This window comes from Corallococcus sp. CA049B, from assembly GCF_003611685.1.
Lineage (GTDB): Bacteria > Myxococcota > Myxococcia > Myxococcales > Myxococcaceae > Corallococcus > Corallococcus coralloides.
In genome coordinates this window covers 1-15,339 of the sequence record NZ_RAWC01000217.1, presented here as the reverse complement: position 1 = coordinate 15,339, position 15,339 = coordinate 1, and the positions used below count along the sequence as shown (strand labels likewise).

The following is a 15,339-nucleotide window of genomic DNA, read 5'->3' as shown; positions in this document are numbered from 1 at the left end:
CGCCTGGGGCGTGACCCACAGGGAAACCCCGCCTGGTTCGTCCCGCACCCCACGGTGCCCGGCAAGTTCGTCAAGCTGAGCGAGACCCGATGAAGACCCCCGCGACCCCGATGCAGGACCTGCCCGACGACTTCGACCCGTTCGCCGGGCCCGCGCTGCTGCTCACCGCGCCGTCCACCGAGCCCCAGCGCGAGGTGTGGACCGGCGTGCAGATGGGCCCGGACGCGTCGTGCGCCTTCAACGAGTCCATGTCCGTGCGGCTGCACGGCCCGCTGAATGTCGAGTCCCTGCGCGCCGCGCTCCAGGACCTGAGCGAGCGGCACGAAGCGCTGCGCACCACGTTCAGCGCGGATGGCCTCACGCTGTGCGTGGCCGCCACCACGCCCTTCCCCCTGGAAGTGCTCGCGCTGGACGCGCTGCCCCCCTCCGAGCGCGACGCCCGCGTCCGCGAGCTCGTGGCCCAGGAGGTGGAGACGCCGCTGCCCCTGGAGGCCGGGCCGCTCTTGCGCCCGCGCCTGGCCCGGCTGTCCGCGGAAGAGCACCTGCTGACGCTGACCGCGCACCACATCGTGTGCGACGGCTGGTCCATGGCGGTGATGCTGCGCGACCTGGCGACGTTCTATTCGGCGCACGTGCGGCGCACCCCGCACACGCTGTCGCCCGCGCCCACGTTCAGCGACTACGCCCGCGCGCAGGCCCAGCTGGCCACGACGCCGGAGTACGCGGAGCACGAGCGCTACTGGCTAAAGCAGTTCTCCGGCTCGCTGCCCGTGCTGGAGCTGCCGTTGGACCGGCGCCGTCCGCCGTCCAAGACGTACAGCTCCCGGCGTGAGGACTACGCCCTGGAGCCCGCGCTCGTGGAGCAGCTCAAGCGCGTGGGCGCGCGCCACGGTGGCAGCTTCTTCACCACGCTGCTGGCGGGCTTCAAGGCGCTCCTGCACCGGCTGACGGGGCTGGAGGACGTGGTGGTGGCCATCCCCGCCGCGGGCCAGTCCGTGGCCGGGCTGAAGGACCTGGTGGGCCACTGCGTGAACTCGCTGCCCCTGCGCAGCAACGTCGCCGCGGAGGCGCCCTTCACGCAGGTGCTCAAGCAGCTGCGCACCACGATGCTCGATGCCTACGAGCACCAGGAGTACACGTTCGGCACGCTGCTCAAGCAGCTGGCGCTGCCGCGCGACCCCAGCCGCCTGCCGCTGGTCAACGTGCTGTTCAACGTGGACCAGGCCGTCACGGGCGAGCAGCTGGCGTTCCAGGGCCTCACCTGCACCCTGGCGAGCAACCCGCGCCACTACGAGAACTTCGACCTCTTCATCAACGCGGCCGAGGCCCATGGCCGCGTGGTGCTGGAGTGCCAGTACAACACCGACCTCTTCGATGGCTCCACGGTTCGCCGCTGGATGGCATGTTACGAAGAATTGCTGCGGGGCGTGGTCGCCGACGCGGAAGCGCCCGTGTCGCGCCTGCCGCTCTTGCCCGCAGCGGAGAAGCAGCGCGTCCTGGTGGACTGGAACGCCACCGAGAAGGCGTTCGACCGCAGCGCCTTCGTCCACACGCTCGTGGCCGCGCAGGCCCGGGCCACGCCCGACGCGGTGGCCCTGCGCTCCGGCGCCGTGACCCTCACGTACCAGCAGCTGATCCAGCGCGCCCATCAGGTGGCGAACGCGCTGAAGCAGGAGGGCGTCGCGGCAGGGAGCCTCGTCGGCCTCTTCACGAATCGCGGCGCGGACATGGTCGTGGGCCTGCTGGGCATCCTCGAAGCAGGCGCTGGCTACGTCCCGCTCGACCCCGGCTTCCCGCCCGAGCGCCTGGCCTTCATGGTCGAGGACGCGAAGCTCTCCACCATCCTCACGCAGCAGGCCCTGGTGGCGTCCCTGCCGTCCACGAGCGTGAAGCCCCTGCTCATCGAGGACACGGCCTCCCAGCCCGAGTCCGCGCTCCCGGCGCAGGACGTCACGCCCGAAGCCGTGGCGTACGTCATCTACACGTCGGGTTCGACGGGCAAGCCCAAGGGCGTGCGCGTCCCGCACCGCGCGGTGGTGAACTTCCTGGGCACCATGCAGGAGGCCCCCAGCCTCTCCGCCCAGGACGTGCTGCTGGCCGTCACCACGCTCTCCTTCGACATCGCCGTGCTGGAGCTGCTGCTGCCCCTCACCACGGGCGCGCAGGTGGTGCTCGCCTCGCGTGACACCGCCTCCGACGGCGCGCTCCTCAAGGCGGCCATCGAGTCCAACGCCGTCACCGTCATGCAGGCCACGCCCTCCACCTGGCGCCTCCTGCTGGAGGCCGGCTGGCAGCCGCGCCCCGGCTTCAAGGCCCTCGTCGGTGGCGAGGCCCTTCCCCGTGAGCTGGCCGAAGCCCTGCTCGCCCGCGTCGGCAGCCTATGGAACATGTACGGCCCCACGGAGACCACCGTCTGGTCCACCACCTGGCGCGTGCAGCCTCCCCTCTCCTCCATCCGCATCGGCAGGCCCATCGCCAACACCCAGCTCTACCTCCTCGACGCGCACCTGGCCCCCGTGCCGGTGGGTGTCGCGGGTGAGCTGTACATCGGCGGCGACGGCGTCACGCTGGGCTACCTGCACCGCCCGGAGCTGACGCAGGAGCGCTTCCTGCCCAACCCCTTCCGCGCTGGCGAGCGCATGTACCGCACGGGCGATTTGGCCCGCTGGCTGGCCGACGGCACCGTGGAGTACCTGGGCCGCAACGACTCGCAGGTGAAGCTGCGCGGCTTCCGCATCGAGCTGGGCGAAGTCGAAGCGGCGCTCGCTTCTCACCCGTCCCTGGCCCAGGCCGTGGCCCTCGTCCGCGAGGACCGGCCCGGTGACCGCCGCCTCGTCGCGTACCTCATCGCGCGGCCCGGCCAGACGATCCCGGCGGATGAAGCCCTGCGCGCGCACCTCAAGCAGGGGCTGCCGGAGTACATGGTGCCGCAGCACTTCGTGGCCCTGCCCGCGCTGCCGCTCACGCCGAACGGCAAGGTGGACCGCAAGGCCCTGCCTTCGCCGCAGGTGGAGTCGCAGGAGGACGCCTTCGTCGCGCCTCGCGACGAGACGGAGCAGAAGCTCGCGGCCATCTTCGCGGACGTGCTGGGGCTGCGCCGGGTGAGCGTCACGGCGGACTTCTTCCGCCTGGGCGGCCACTCGCTGCTGGCGTCGCAGGCCCTCACGCGCGCGAGCCGTGACCTGGACGTCAGCCTCACCCTGCGCCGCATGTTCGAAGCGCCCACCGTGGAGAAGCTGGCCCGGCTGGTGCGCGGCGACGACGGGGCCACGAGCCCCGCGCAGCGCATCTCGCCCCGTGCGGGCACCGCGCCCGCGCCGCTGTCCCTGATGCAGCAGCGGCTGTGGTTCCTGGAGCAGCTCAACCCGGGCACGGCCGTCTACAACCTGCCCTCCGCGTTCCGCCTCCACGGCGCGCTGGACGTGGGCGCGCTGCGCTTCAGCTTCAACAAGCTGCTGGAGCGCCAGTCGTCGCTGCGCACCTTCGTGCGGTGGGATGAAGGCACGCCGGTGCAGCACGTGGCCCCGTCCCTGACGGTGGAGCTGGAGCCGGTGGACCTGGAGTCCGTCCCCGCGAACACGCGCGAGGAGGACCTGCTGCGCCGCCTCCAGGCCCTGGCGGACGAGTCCATCCCCATCACCGCCGCGCCGCTGTTCCGGCTGACGCTGTTCCGGCTGGGCGCCAACGAGCACGTCCTCTTCTTCATGCCCCATCACCTCATCTGGGATGGGTGGTCGTTCGACGTGTTCCTGCGCGAGCTGGACATCATCTACTCCGCGCTCACCAAGGGGCAGGAGCCCAAGCTCCCCGCCCTGCCCATCCAGTACGCGGACTTCACCGAGTGGCACCGCAACTGGCTCCAGGGCGAGGAGCTGGAGCGGCAGGCCCGCTACTGGAAGGGGAAGCTCTCCGGGAACCTGCCCGCGCTGGAGCTGCCCACGGACAAGCCGCGCCCCGCGCAGATGAGCCTCAAGGGCGGCACGGAGCCCTTCGTCCTCACCGGCGCGGAGGTGGCCGCCCTCACGAAGCTGGGCCGCGAGTCCAACGCGACGCTGTACATGGTGCTGCTCACGGCGTTCAAGACGCTGCTGCACCGCTACAGCGGCCAGGAGGACCTGGTGGTGGGCACGCCCATCCGGGGCCGCTCGCATCCGGAGGTCGAGGACCTGCTGGGCTTCTTCGTCAACACGCTCGTCCTGCGCACGCAGCTGGCGCCGGAGCAGACGTTCCGGCAGCTGCTGGAGCGCGTGCGCACCACGTGCATGGAGGCCTTCGGCCACCAGGACATGCCCATCGAACTGCTGATGCAGCAACTGGGCGTGCAGCGCGACCTGAGCCGCACGCCGCTGTTCCAGACGTTCTTCACCTTCCAGGACGTGCGCAACCGCGGCTCCAGCCTGGGGGACCTCACCTACGGCCAGGTGCACGTGCACGCGCACGCGACGCCGCTGGACCTGAGCTTCTGGGTGAAGGAGACGGCGAACGGCATCGTCGGCGGCATGGACTACAACACCGACCTGTTCGAGCGGGACACCGTCGTCCGCATGCTCGAGCAGATCCGCACGCTGCTGCGCGCCGCGGTGTCCGACGCGGAGGTGCCGGTGTCGCGCCTGCCGCTGCTGCCCGAGTCGGAGAAGCAGCGCGTGCTGGTGGATTGGAACGCCACCGAGAAGCCGTTCGACCGCAGCGCCTTCGTCCACACGCTCGTGGCCGCGCAGGCCCGGGCCACGCCCGACGCGGTGGCCCTGCGCTCCGGCGCCGTGACCCTCACGTACCAGCAGCTGATCCAACGCGCCCATCAGGTGGCGAACGCTCTGAAGCAGGAGGGTGTCACCGCCGGGGGCCTCGTCGGCCTCTTCACCGAGCGCGGTCCGGACATGGTGGTGGGCCTGCTGGGCATCCTCGAGGCGGGCGCCGGTTACGTCCCGCTCGACCCCGGCTTCCCGCCCGAGCGTCTCGCCTTCATGGTCGAGGACGCGCAGCTCTCGCTCGTGCTCACCCAGCGCGCGCTCCAGAGCACCCTGCCCTCCACCACGGCGAAGTCCCTCTTCGTCGAGGACACCACGTCGCAGGCGGACACGGCCCCCGAGGTTCCCAGCGTCACGCCCGAAGCCGTGGCGTACGTCATCTACACGTCGGGTTCGACGGGCAAGCCCAAGGGCGTGCGCGTCCCGCACCGGGCGGTGGTGAACTTCCTGGGCACCATGCAGGAGGCCCCCAGCCTCTCTGCCCAGGACGTGCTGCTGGCCGTCACCACGCTCTCCTTCGACATCGCCGTGCTGGAGCTGCTGCTGCCACTCACCACGGGCGCGCAGGTGGTGCTCGCCTCGCGTGACACCGCTTCCGACGGCGCGCTCCTCAAGGCGGCCATCGAGTCCAACGCCGTCACCGTCATGCAGGCCACACCCTCCACCTGGCGCCTCCTGCTGGAGGCCGGCTGGCAGCCGCGCCCCGGCTTCAAGGCCCTCGTCGGTGGTGAGGCCCTTCCCCGTGAGCTGGCGGAAGCGCTGCTCGCCCGCGTCGGCAGCCTGTGGAACATGTACGGCCCCACGGAGACCACCGTCTGGTCCACCACCTGGCGCGTGCAGCCTCCGCTCTCTTCCATCCGCATCGGACGGCCCATCGCCAACACCCAGCTCTACCTCCTCGACTCTCACCTGGCCCCCGTGCCGGTGGGTGTCGCGGGCGAGCTGTACATCGGCGGCGACGGCGTCACGCTGGGCTACCTGCACCGGCCGGAGCTGACGCAGGAGCGCTTCCTGCCCAACCCCTTCCGCGCTGGCGAGCGCATGTACCGCACGGGTGACCTCGCCCGGTGGCTGGCCGACGGCACCGTGGAGTACCTGGGCCGTAACGACTCGCAGGTGAAGCTGCGCGGCTTCCGCATCGAGCTGGGCGAAGTCGAAGCGGCGCTCGCTTCTCATCCGTCCCTGGCCCAGGCCGTGGCCCTCGTCCGCGAGGACCGCCCTGGTGACCGCCGCCTCGTCGCGTACCTGGTGACGAAGCCGGGACAGGCCTACACGGACACGGAGCTGCGCAAGCACCTGCGCTCGCAGCTGCCTCAGTACATGGTGCCGCAGCACTTCGTGGAGCTGGAGGCGCTGCCGCTCACGCCGAACGGCAAGGTGGACCGCAAGGCCCTGCCGCCTCCGGCGGGCACCACGCGTCCCGTCGAGGACGCCTTCGTCGCGCCGCGCACGCCGACGGAGCAGCACCTGGCGCGCATCTGGCGGGAGGTGCTCGGCATCGCGCAGGTGGGCGTGCACGACAACTTCTTCAACATCGGCGGGCACTCGCTCCTGTCCTTCCAGGTGGTGATGCGTGTGCGGAAGGAGCTGAACCAGGAGCTGCACCCGCGCACGCTCCTGCTCAACACGCTGGAGCAGGTGGCCTCGCAGCTGGCGCCCGCGGCGGCGGTTCCCTCGCCCGCTGCCAGGACACAGCCCGTCACGCCGACAAAGACTGCCGCCCCGGAGACTTCTGTTCCCCTGGCGCAACGCTTGTTCAATAAGCTGAAGGGGAAACTGCCGGGGCGCTCGGACTGAGCGCCCCATGAGGAGAGTGGTCAGACCGTGACGCCCTGTTTCTTCGGAACCTCCGAACGACAGCTCTTTGGCATCCACCACCCCGCGCAGGGCGCCGAGCGCTCCACCGGGGTGGTGCTCTGCTATCCCGCCGCGCAGGAGTACATGTTGACGCACTGGGCCTTCCGGAAGCTGGCCGGGATGCTCGCGCGCGAGGGCTTCCACGTCTTCCGCTTCGACTACTACGGCACCGGGGACTCGGCCGGCGAGGTCCACGAGGGCCGCGTGGCCACGTGGGTCCAGGACATCCGCAACGCCGTCAATGAATTGCAGGACGTGACGGGCGTGCAGCGCGTGGCGCTCGTGGGCCTGCGGCTGGGCGCGGCGCTCGCGGTGCGCGCCGCGATGGAAGGACTGTCCGCCTCCGCGCTCGTGCTCTGGGAGCCCCTGGTGGAGGGCGGGGCCTGGCTCCAGGAGCTGGAGCTGCTCCAGGCGCGCCGGGACACCCGCACGCTCTTCCCCCGGCCCGAGAGCCCGCTGGAGGTGCGCGAGGAGCTGCTCGGCTTCCCGTTCCCCCGCGCCCTGCGTGACGACATCGTCGCGCTGGACCTGGCCGCGCTGCCCGCGTGGCCCTCGACACGCACGCACCTGGTGGTCAGCGCGCAGAAGCCCGAGTACCAGCGGCTCCAGGACCGCCTGGAAACGACGGGGCTGCCCTTCCAGCACCACCTGGTGCCCGAGGAGGGCGCGGGCGGCCAGGAGTCCGCGCTCCTGTCCAACCGCATCCTGCAGACCATCACCACGCTCTTGAAGGAGGCCGCGTGATGCGCGAGCGCATCTGTACCTTCGGCCCCGAGCAGAGCCTCGTGGGCATCCTCACGGAGCCGGATCCGGCGAAGGTCCTGCCCGAGGCGCCCACGGTGGTGCTCTCCAACGTGGGCCTCAACCACCACGTGGGCCCGTACCGGCTGTGGGTGGAGCTGGCGCGCCAGCTGGCGGGGCGCGGGTTCACCACGCTGCGCTTCGACTTGTCCGGCCTGGGAGACAGCCGCCCCCGCCGCGAGGGCGGCGCCGACGAGTTCCAGCGCGCCCGCGAGGAGACGCGCGCGGCGCTCGACTACCTGGAGCAGAGGAAGGGCCAGAAGCGCTTCGTGCTCATGGGCCTGTGCTCCGGAGTGGACAGCGCGCACGCGGTGACGGTGGCGGATCCGCGCGTGGTGGGCGCGGCCTTCATCGACGGGTACACGTACCGCACGCTGGGCTACCACCTGCGCTTCCACCTGCGCTACCTGAGCCCCCGCCGGTGGACGCGCTTCTTGCGCAAGCGCAAGCTGCCCGCCCAGCTGCGCGAGGCCGGTGAGGCCGACGAGGTCTACACGCGTGAGTACCCGGAGCGCACGCAGTTGACGCAGGACTACAAGCACCTCCTGGAGCGCGGCGTCAGCCTGTGCTTCGTGTTCTCCGGAGGCATGGGGCTGTCCTTCAACCACGAGGGCCAGTTCTACGAGATGCTCTCGCCGCTGAAGCTGGAGGGCCGCGTCACCTACGCCTTCTATCCGCGCGCGGATCACCTCTTCTCCGTGCCGGAGGATCGCGCGGAGCTCCTGCGCAAGCTCACCGCCTGGGCCGTGGGGACGGTGCCGCCGCGAGCACTGGCGGGCTGACGGCCGGCTGCCCGCTCAGCAGGCGGGGACGCGGCTGGGGGCCGGGTGTGCGTCAAGCGCTTGTTTCCCACCCGACGGTCGCCACCTTCGAAGCACACCCGTTCTTCGAAGGAGCGCCACCCATGAAGCTCCCCCTGATGGCAGCACTGGCAACCCTCGCCTTCTCCGGCCAGGCGTTCGCGCAGAGCCACACCGACCACGAGACGCCGCCCCTGCAGGAGCCGTCCACGGACGCGCCCCAGGACAGCGCGGAGCGCTGGGACAGGGCCACGGGCGGCTCGGGCACCGCCTCGGAGGATCTTCAGTCGGCGGATGAAGTGGATGACAACGCCGTGGGCTCGGACCGCGTCGATGAAGGCGTGGGCGGTTCCGGCTCCACCGAGCAGGGGAGCAACAGCACCAGCGACCACTCGGCCTCCGCGGAGCCGGGCGCCCCGAACGCCGGCACCCCGGGCAACAAGGGGGCGCAGATGGAAGTGACGCCTCCGGCCTGGGACCAGAACAAGAAGATGGGCAGCCCTGTCAGCCCCACCACGGGCACCCCGCCGGTGGAAGGCAGCGCGGGCAACTAGCGTCCGCCCCGCTTCGATAGACATCGCAATGGCAGACGTGGACGGGCTTCGTGTGAGTGAAGCCCGTCCATACCCATTGTGGGGGACAGACCCCCGGGCCTTCCGACCGCTAAGTCCTTGCATGGACCTGTTGGAAGGAGGCCCGTCGGATGAACCTTACCGCGCACGAACAGGGGCTCGTGCTCGAGCTGACCCGGGCACTCTCCAGCTCACTGGATTTGACCGAGGTCCTGGCTCGCGCCCAGGGAATCCTGACGCGGCTTGTGCCCTGTGACTACGCGGCCCTGTGCGTGTCCAGGCCGGAGCGGCCCGGGGACTACGAGTGGATGGGGCTGGGGGCCCCGGGCGTCCTCTTCGCGCACTACCCGGAGCTGGCCTCGGACCTGGTGTCGCGCAAGGAATTGAAGCGCAACCTCCTGTACCTGCGCTGCCGGGAGATGGGACTGCCCCTGGAGCACGTGCTGGCGGCGCTCCTGGACTTGAGCGAGGGCTGGCACGGCGGCTTCACCCTCTACCGGGAGCACGCCCTGCCCTTCTCCGAACGGGAGCAGGCCCTGCTGGAGGACCTGACGCCCTATCTGGCGAACACGGTGCGCAACTGCCGGCTGTTCGGGCACGAGGCGACGCGGGGGGACGTCTTGGACGCCCTCTTCCGCCACCAAGGCGCCGAGTGCGTCGTGATGGAGCCACCGGAGCACGAGAAGCTGAGGACCCCGGGAGCGACGGAGCTCTTGCGGCGCTGGTACCCGGAGGAGCTGAAGGCGGATGACTCGCGCCTGCCCCAGGAGCTGCGCGAGCACCTGACGCGCCTCCAGGCCCTGGGAACGAAGCGGCCCCCGGGCATGGACACGTGGACGCGCTCCGGAGCGAAGCACGACCTGAAGGTGACGTTCGTGGAGCTGCCGGAGCAGCGCGGCCATCAACCCTGGGGGCTGGTGTTGCAGGAGTGCACGAGGGGCATCCCGCTGCCGGAGCCCTGGCGCCAGAAGCTCTCCCGGCGGGAGGTGGAAGTGGTCCAGGGCGTCCTCAGCAACTGGACGAACGAGCTCATCGCCGAGGACCTGGGCCTGACGCTCAACACAGTGAAGACGCACCTGCGCAACATCTTCCCCAAGCTGGGCATCGAGAGCCGCATGGACCTCCTCTACCAGGCCGCCTGGAGGCAGAAGCCGGGGTGAGGAGGTCCGGGCAATCGCTCAGGGCTCCCGGAAGAACTTCGGGAACAGGGTGCGCGTGGTGCGGGCGGAGAGGAGCAGCGCGGCCTGCTCCTCCGGGGACGCAAGCTTGCGCAGCTCCGACTCCAGGTCCGCCACGTGGTCGCCGTCCGCGGCGCCGTGGCCGCGCAGGAAGAGGACGGCCTTGTGGATGTTGGGGATGCCGCTCTCCGCGATGAGCCGGTCCACGGAGCCCGGGGCCCGGTTCACGGACAGGTACTCCAGCACGTAGGCCGTGCCCAGGAACGCGGTGGGCACGCCCGACTGCGTGGTGAAGCGGTTCCACTCCACATAGGCGCGCACGGCGGGGCAGATGGGCGCGCGCTCCACGCGCTCCTCCGTCCAGCCCAGCGCCTTCAGGTCCTTGAGCAACCACTGCTCGTGGCCCTTCTCCTCGCGCGCCTTCTGGAACAGCAGGTCCGCGAGCGCGGCGCTCCTCCCCTCGCGCTTCGTGCGCTCGCCGGACTCGGTGAAGAACCCCTCGCTCCACCGCACGTACTGGTACGTCTGGATGAGGTAGTGGACGTAGTCGTCCTGGCGGATGCGCCCCTCGAAGAGGCGACGGACGCCCGGCGTCCCATCCAGCTCATGCACGAGCATCCGCGCCTCGTGCCGCAGGGAGTCCAGCCAGTCCATCTTCGCCGTCTGCTCATGCTTGGGCTGCTTGCACATACACGTCTCCTGACAGGGGCCCGTGAAGGCCCGGTGGGTGTTGCGTTGAGGGTGAAGGGGGGAAGTGAGGAGCGCGCCGGCCTGGGGTCAGGCGGCGTCGGCGTCCAGCGAGTCGAAGAGATTCAGCGTCCGCCGCGGAATGGCATCCAGCGCGGCGACGAGCGGCACGGTGAAGCGGTTGAAGGCGGGATCGAAGTGCGGCGGCGCGATGAAGCGCGCGCCCATCTTGTCCGCGAACAGCGACAGCACGGGCGGCATGCGCAGGGCGTCCAGGTGGCCCTCACGGGCCTGGGCGCGCTCCTCCGCGGTGAGCCGGGCCGCCAGGGGCTCCGAGGGTGGCGGGGGAAACTCCCGGGTCCGCACGCGGAAGCCTTCGCTCACCCAGCCGCGGCGCGCGGCGGCCAGGAAGTAGAGGTCCGCCTCCTCCTGGCTGTCCGTCTCCATGTTCGCGGCGGCGATCCAGTGGGTGACGCCGCGCCGGCGGCTCTCGCGGTACAGGCCGGCCTGGAGACGCAGCACGGCGGAGTTCCGGTAGCTACGGGTGACGCAGTAGCGCGTGGTCTCCGCGAACACGCGGCCCGGCGCGACGAGCTCCGACAGGTCGAGCTTCTTCTCGATGTCCAGGCCCACGACCGTGTCCGCGAAGGCCGCCACCTCCGCGTTGGGCGTCAGCAACCGGGCGGTGGCCACCGGCTCCTCGCCCGCGTAGACGACGACGTGGGAGGTGGTGCGGAGCGTGTCGAAGCAGTCCGCTTCGCGCGGAGCGCGGGGCCGCTTGGGCCCCAGCATCCGCATCTCCTCGCCAAAAACCCGGTAACGGATGCGGAGCGCGTCATCCAGTTCGCGCTGCGCTGTGGCGACACGGCAACTCAATGAAGACATGGCGGGCCTCGCTTCCACGGTGCTTGCCGGACTTGTGTGTCCAGCCCCGACCTTTCATTCGTCGCTGCTCGGCCGAGTGCGCTCGCCGGTCGTCTTTTTTCGCCGAGCCCGGCCAACCGCCCGCCACCTCCGTGGCGCATGGCCCACGTCCCCGGGGGTGGCTCACCTTGGACGGACGATGGAGGAGGACACCAACTCCAAGCACTTCGGCTGCACGGGCTGGCGCCACGGCGTGGTGCTGCTCCATGGGAGCGGCTTTGACGGACCTCCCTGGTCAGCCCGTGTGTCATTGGCGAACCTGGAGGACGACGCGTATTCACGGATTGGCCGGGACCTCATGAGTGAGGTGCGCCGCGCCATCGATGCGTGGAAGAAGGCAGGCGGGGAGCCGCCTCCGGACCTGCACTGAAACACAGCTCAACGGAATGAACCGGACCCTGGTCTCCCTGCACGGAGGCCAGGGTCTTTTTCGATCCCCGGGGGATCACGCAGGACCCTGAACCCAAAGGCAGTACCACCTCCGAGGTACAGACACGGATCCTCTACCTCGCCAACCTGCCGGCTTCGAAAAGCGACATGTCGCCGTCGAACTCAACAGGGGCTGTAGCGAACGTTCAGGCGAATCGCAGTCCAACCTGAAGCGGGGGTACGCATGCCGGTGAGGAGTGGGGGATGACCAGTCCATCTCGAAAACGAGGGTGGAACCTTCACGAGCGGATGATGAGCCACGATCCGACCGCGACCCTCGACGTCTTCATGACCTTCATGGGTCCGCTGGTCCGGGCGCTGGAACGCAACCCAGGCTGCTCCCATGACGACGCCAATGATTCTGCCATTGACGCGGTGCTCCACTACCGGGACAACCCCGGCCTCTATGAGGAACAGAAGTCCAGCCTGGTGACGTTCCTCACCTTCATTGCCCGGCGGAAGGCCCAGGACCGCTTCCGCTCCGCCTCCGCGAGAACCCGGCGAGAACAGGATCCCAGGGCGTTCGTCGAACTTCTTCCATCGGCTCCGAATGTGTCCTTGGAGGAGCGCGTGGACTTGAAGCGAACGGTGGAGCGGATTGAAGGCGCGGGTCTGGCGGAACGGGACCTGGCCTGTATCCGGTTGCTGCTGCTGGGGGTCCGCTCCACCGAACAGCTGGCGGAGGCGCTGAACCTCCCCCCGTTGTCCCTGGAAGAGATGCGGCGGGAGGTGAAGCGGCACACCGACCGTCTGAAGAAGCGATTGAAGAGCCTCTGCAAGGAGGACACCGATGACGAATCTTGATTGGTTGAAGCGGGCGGCGGAGCGCAGCACCACCGAACACGGGCTGATGGGTCAGGTGTTCGCGGCGTATCAGACGCTGGAGGACTGCTCCGCGAACGCACTGGCTGACGAACTGGGTTGCGATGAGCAGACGCTGAACATGCTGGCGCTGTGCCGCCGCCCGGCCGGTGAAACGTTCGCCGAGCAGGTGAAGATCCTCTGCGGCCGCTTCGGCCTGGAGCCGTTCGCGCTCGTCAATGTCCTCCGGCAGGTGGAGATCATGGGGCCAGGCCAGACCGCTGCCTCGAACCCGGCATCGCGCGGTGGCGTCACGCTCCAGCTCGCCGCGCTCGACCGGCGCAAGAACGAAGAGCCCTCACCATGAAACCGGCATGGCTGGGGGAGGCGGTGGAGGCCAGCGGCTTCCCTCCGCCAGAGGTGTTTCCCTACGACATCGCCGCGGATGCCCCCCTGCGCCTCCCCGTGAGGCCCGTGGGGCTGCGGGACCTGACCTCGGAGAAGGTGCGCCAGTGGCTGGCCCAGCGGGGCCGCACCGTCGAGGTCGGCTACCACCGCGCGATGCACGGCTGCATGGTGGCCTGGGAGGGAAAGGGACTCGTGTTCTTTGACCGGGACGACAGCCCGGCCCATCAGCGCTTCACGGTGGCGCATGAGCTGGGCCACTTCTTTCTCGACCATCTCCAGCCGCGCAAGCGGGCACTCGACTTCTTCGGAGAGGGCATCCGCGACGTCCTGGACCAGAGGCGCCCTCCCACCCGGGAGGAGTCACTGACGTCCGCGCTGGAGGGCATCCCCATTGGCGTGCAGATCCACCTGATGGACCGGGGGCCCACCGGAGCTGTCGGCACGGGCGTGGTGGCCCGCTCCGAGCAGCGCGCGGACCGGTTGGCCCTGGACTGGCTCGCGCCCGAGAAGCTCGCGCGTCAGGTGATGAAGGCCGGTCCCCAGGAGACGCAGGAGCAGCGATTGGGGCAGTACTTCGGGTTGCCGGAGCACATGGCGGAGACCTACGCGCGGATCCTGCGCCGTGAAGAGGGCCGCTCCCGTTTTTCCATTGTTTCATTTCTCGGTGAGGACGCAGGGTGACCATGGGTGGCCACAGGCGCTTTGACGACGACGATGACGAGGAATTGACCGGCGACGAGGACTTCCGCGGCTCGTTCCGCGAGGACCTGGAGCGCACGCTCAACATGGAGACGTGGGCGGAGGGGCTGGATCTCCAGGTCATCATGGAGCGCTACCGTCAGGAGATTGGCGGCGCCATCCAGAAGGAAGACCAGCTCCGGTCCGTCATCCGCCAGGAGTTGCTCCCCCGGCTCCAGACACGCCCCGGAGCGCCCGAGGGCGCTGGGCTCTACCGACTGAGCCTGGAGCAACTGGCCGATATCCACTCCGGCCTGCTCTTCGCCGGACAGGTGGAGGCGGTCAACGGCTTCTCCGTGACGCATGAGACGCTGCCCCTGGATATCACCCAGCTGAGCATCACCGCGATTGGCTATGGCGGTACGGCGGGGACCTTCTCCCAACGGCTGTTCCGCCGCGAGGTGACGGTCGACGCGCCGGACCCCTACCAGGAGGCCCTGTCCTATATCGAGATGCGCCAGAACCGCTCTCACCCAGGGCGCCGCGGGCCGGACAGCCTGTCGCGGCTCGCGCGGCGAGGCATCCGCGCCTACGCGGAGCGCGCCATCCTGGTGGAGAAGCTGAAGGCCCCGTGGCGCATGGGCCAGGGCAATCCCTTCACGCATGAGCTCATCACCGGCTCCGGCTACTCGGGTCTGCTGAAGGCGTCGCTGGGGATGCTCGAACGGCTGATGAAGCACCATTCCCGCTTCGTCTTCGTCTCCGCGCGGATGGAGGACCGGGGCTTTCTCACCATGGGGCACGCGCTCGAAGCGGGCGAGTTCGTCATCCTCGAATCGATGGAACAGGCGGGAGAGGACATCCTCGATGGCTGGCAGTACGACCTCGAGGAGCGCAGGCTGGCGAGCGCCTTCCTCGAAAAGTACTCGCACAAGGTCGTGAAGGGCCTCTTCCGCGCCTCCGCGAATGCCCCTCCCCGCGTGTTCTACGCGCACGTCGACCATGCCCACATGGCCGCGTGCGTGGCCATCGCGGACAGCATGCTGCGCCCGGAGCAGGGCTATCCCATGCTGCTCGACGTCGCGGAGACCACGTGCCGCAGCGCTTTCGGCGCGGACGGCTTCGAGGGGCTCCTCCAGGACGCCTACGCACAGGCCGATGCACGCCTTCAGTACTTCAACGGTCGCACGCCACGTCGCTGATGGGGGAACGACACCATGCCTGACAATGAAAACACCACCGTACCCGGCCGCAATCCCACGCAGAGCGGCGTGACCCCCAACGGCAGGCCCGTGAATGGCCATGCCGCCACGGCGCCCAATGGACAGCGGCCCGCCGCGCCCCCGCAGGGAGCCCGGCCGCCGGGCACTCCGCCCGCGAACGTCCAGATGAACGGACCGCGCCCGGCGCCCCCCCCGGGTGTACCCGCGAAGCCTCCCGCCAGCGTGGCGTCCCC

The 15,339-nt window shown here is 69.7% G+C and carries 12 protein-coding genes and 1 pseudogene; 11 read left to right on the top strand and 2 right to left on the bottom strand.

Annotated features, from left to right (window positions below):
- The first annotated feature begins 89 nt into the window (after positions 1-89).
- The 5 genes from D7W82_RS32175 (at position 90) to D7W82_RS32155 (ending at position 9,938) form a co-directional block, all read left to right on the top strand.
- Complete coding sequence (locus D7W82_RS32175) at positions 90-6,545, top strand: non-ribosomal peptide synthetase (RefSeq protein ID WP_120621974.1); 6,456 nt, start codon at positions 90-92, stop codon at positions 6,543-6,545.
- A gap of 27 nt (positions 6,546-6,572) precedes the next feature.
- Positions 6,573-7,349 (top strand): alpha/beta fold hydrolase, encoded by a 777-nt coding sequence (locus D7W82_RS32170; protein ID WP_120621973.1) that lies wholly within the window; start codon positions 6,573-6,575, stop codon positions 7,347-7,349.
- Complete coding sequence (locus tag D7W82_RS32165) at positions 7,349-8,188, top strand: alpha/beta fold hydrolase (RefSeq protein ID WP_120621972.1); 840 nt, start codon at positions 7,349-7,351, stop codon at positions 8,186-8,188. The genes D7W82_RS32170 and D7W82_RS32165 overlap by 1 nt, the downstream gene beginning before the upstream one ends.
- Before the next feature lie 122 nt (positions 8,189-8,310).
- A complete protein-coding gene (locus D7W82_RS32160) occupies positions 8,311-8,760 on the top strand; it encodes a hypothetical protein (RefSeq protein WP_120621971.1) in 450 nt (149 codons plus the stop codon).
- A 149-nt stretch (positions 8,761-8,909) separates the two neighbouring features.
- Complete coding sequence (locus tag D7W82_RS32155; protein ID WP_120621970.1) at positions 8,910-9,938, top strand: helix-turn-helix transcriptional regulator; 1,029 nt, start codon at positions 8,910-8,912, stop codon at positions 9,936-9,938.
- 18 nt (positions 9,939-9,956) lie between these two features.
- Here D7W82_RS32155 and D7W82_RS32150 read toward each other — a convergent pair whose 3' ends face one another.
- Both D7W82_RS32150 and D7W82_RS32145 read right to left on the bottom strand, forming a co-directional pair.
- Positions 9,957-10,646: an iron-containing redox enzyme family protein gene (locus D7W82_RS32150; protein WP_120621969.1), complete on the bottom strand. Its 690-nt coding sequence runs from the start codon at positions 10,644-10,646 to the stop codon at positions 9,957-9,959.
- An 87-nt stretch (positions 10,647-10,733) separates the two neighbouring features.
- Positions 10,734-11,528, bottom strand: a complete 795-nt coding sequence (locus D7W82_RS32145; protein ID WP_120621968.1) for a GNAT family N-acetyltransferase — start codon at positions 11,526-11,528, stop codon at positions 10,734-10,736.
- Between the two features lie 178 nt (positions 11,529-11,706).
- Here D7W82_RS32145 and D7W82_RS32140 point away from each other — a divergent pair, with 178 nt between their 5' ends.
- From D7W82_RS32140 to D7W82_RS41890, 6 genes and pseudogenes are all read left to right on the top strand, one after another.
- Positions 11,707-11,937, top strand: coding sequence for a hypothetical protein (locus D7W82_RS32140; protein WP_233588061.1), 231 nt, complete (start codon positions 11,707-11,709; stop codon positions 11,935-11,937).
- Positions 11,938-12,248: 311 nt separating this feature from the next.
- A complete protein-coding gene (locus D7W82_RS32135) occupies positions 12,249-12,800 on the top strand; it encodes an RNA polymerase sigma factor (protein ID WP_147439675.1) in 552 nt (183 codons plus the stop codon).
- On the top strand, positions 12,787-13,164 hold the full coding sequence (locus D7W82_RS32130) for a hypothetical protein (RefSeq protein ID WP_147439674.1): 378 nt from the start codon (positions 12,787-12,789) through the stop codon (positions 13,162-13,164). The genes D7W82_RS32135 and D7W82_RS32130 overlap by 14 nt, the downstream gene beginning before the upstream one ends.
- Positions 13,161-13,886, top strand: a complete 726-nt coding sequence (locus tag D7W82_RS32125) for an ImmA/IrrE family metallo-endopeptidase (RefSeq protein ID WP_120621965.1) — start codon at positions 13,161-13,163, stop codon at positions 13,884-13,886. Before D7W82_RS32130 ends, D7W82_RS32125 begins: the two co-directional genes overlap by 4 nt.
- Before the next feature lie 2 nt (positions 13,887-13,888).
- On the top strand, positions 13,889-15,085 hold the full coding sequence (locus D7W82_RS32120) for a hypothetical protein (protein ID WP_120621964.1): 1,197 nt from the start codon (positions 13,889-13,891) through the stop codon (positions 15,083-15,085).
- 15 nt (positions 15,086-15,100) lie between these two features.
- Positions 15,101-15,339 (top strand): annotated as a pseudogene (locus tag D7W82_RS41890) (DUF853 domain-containing protein); the annotation flags it as partial.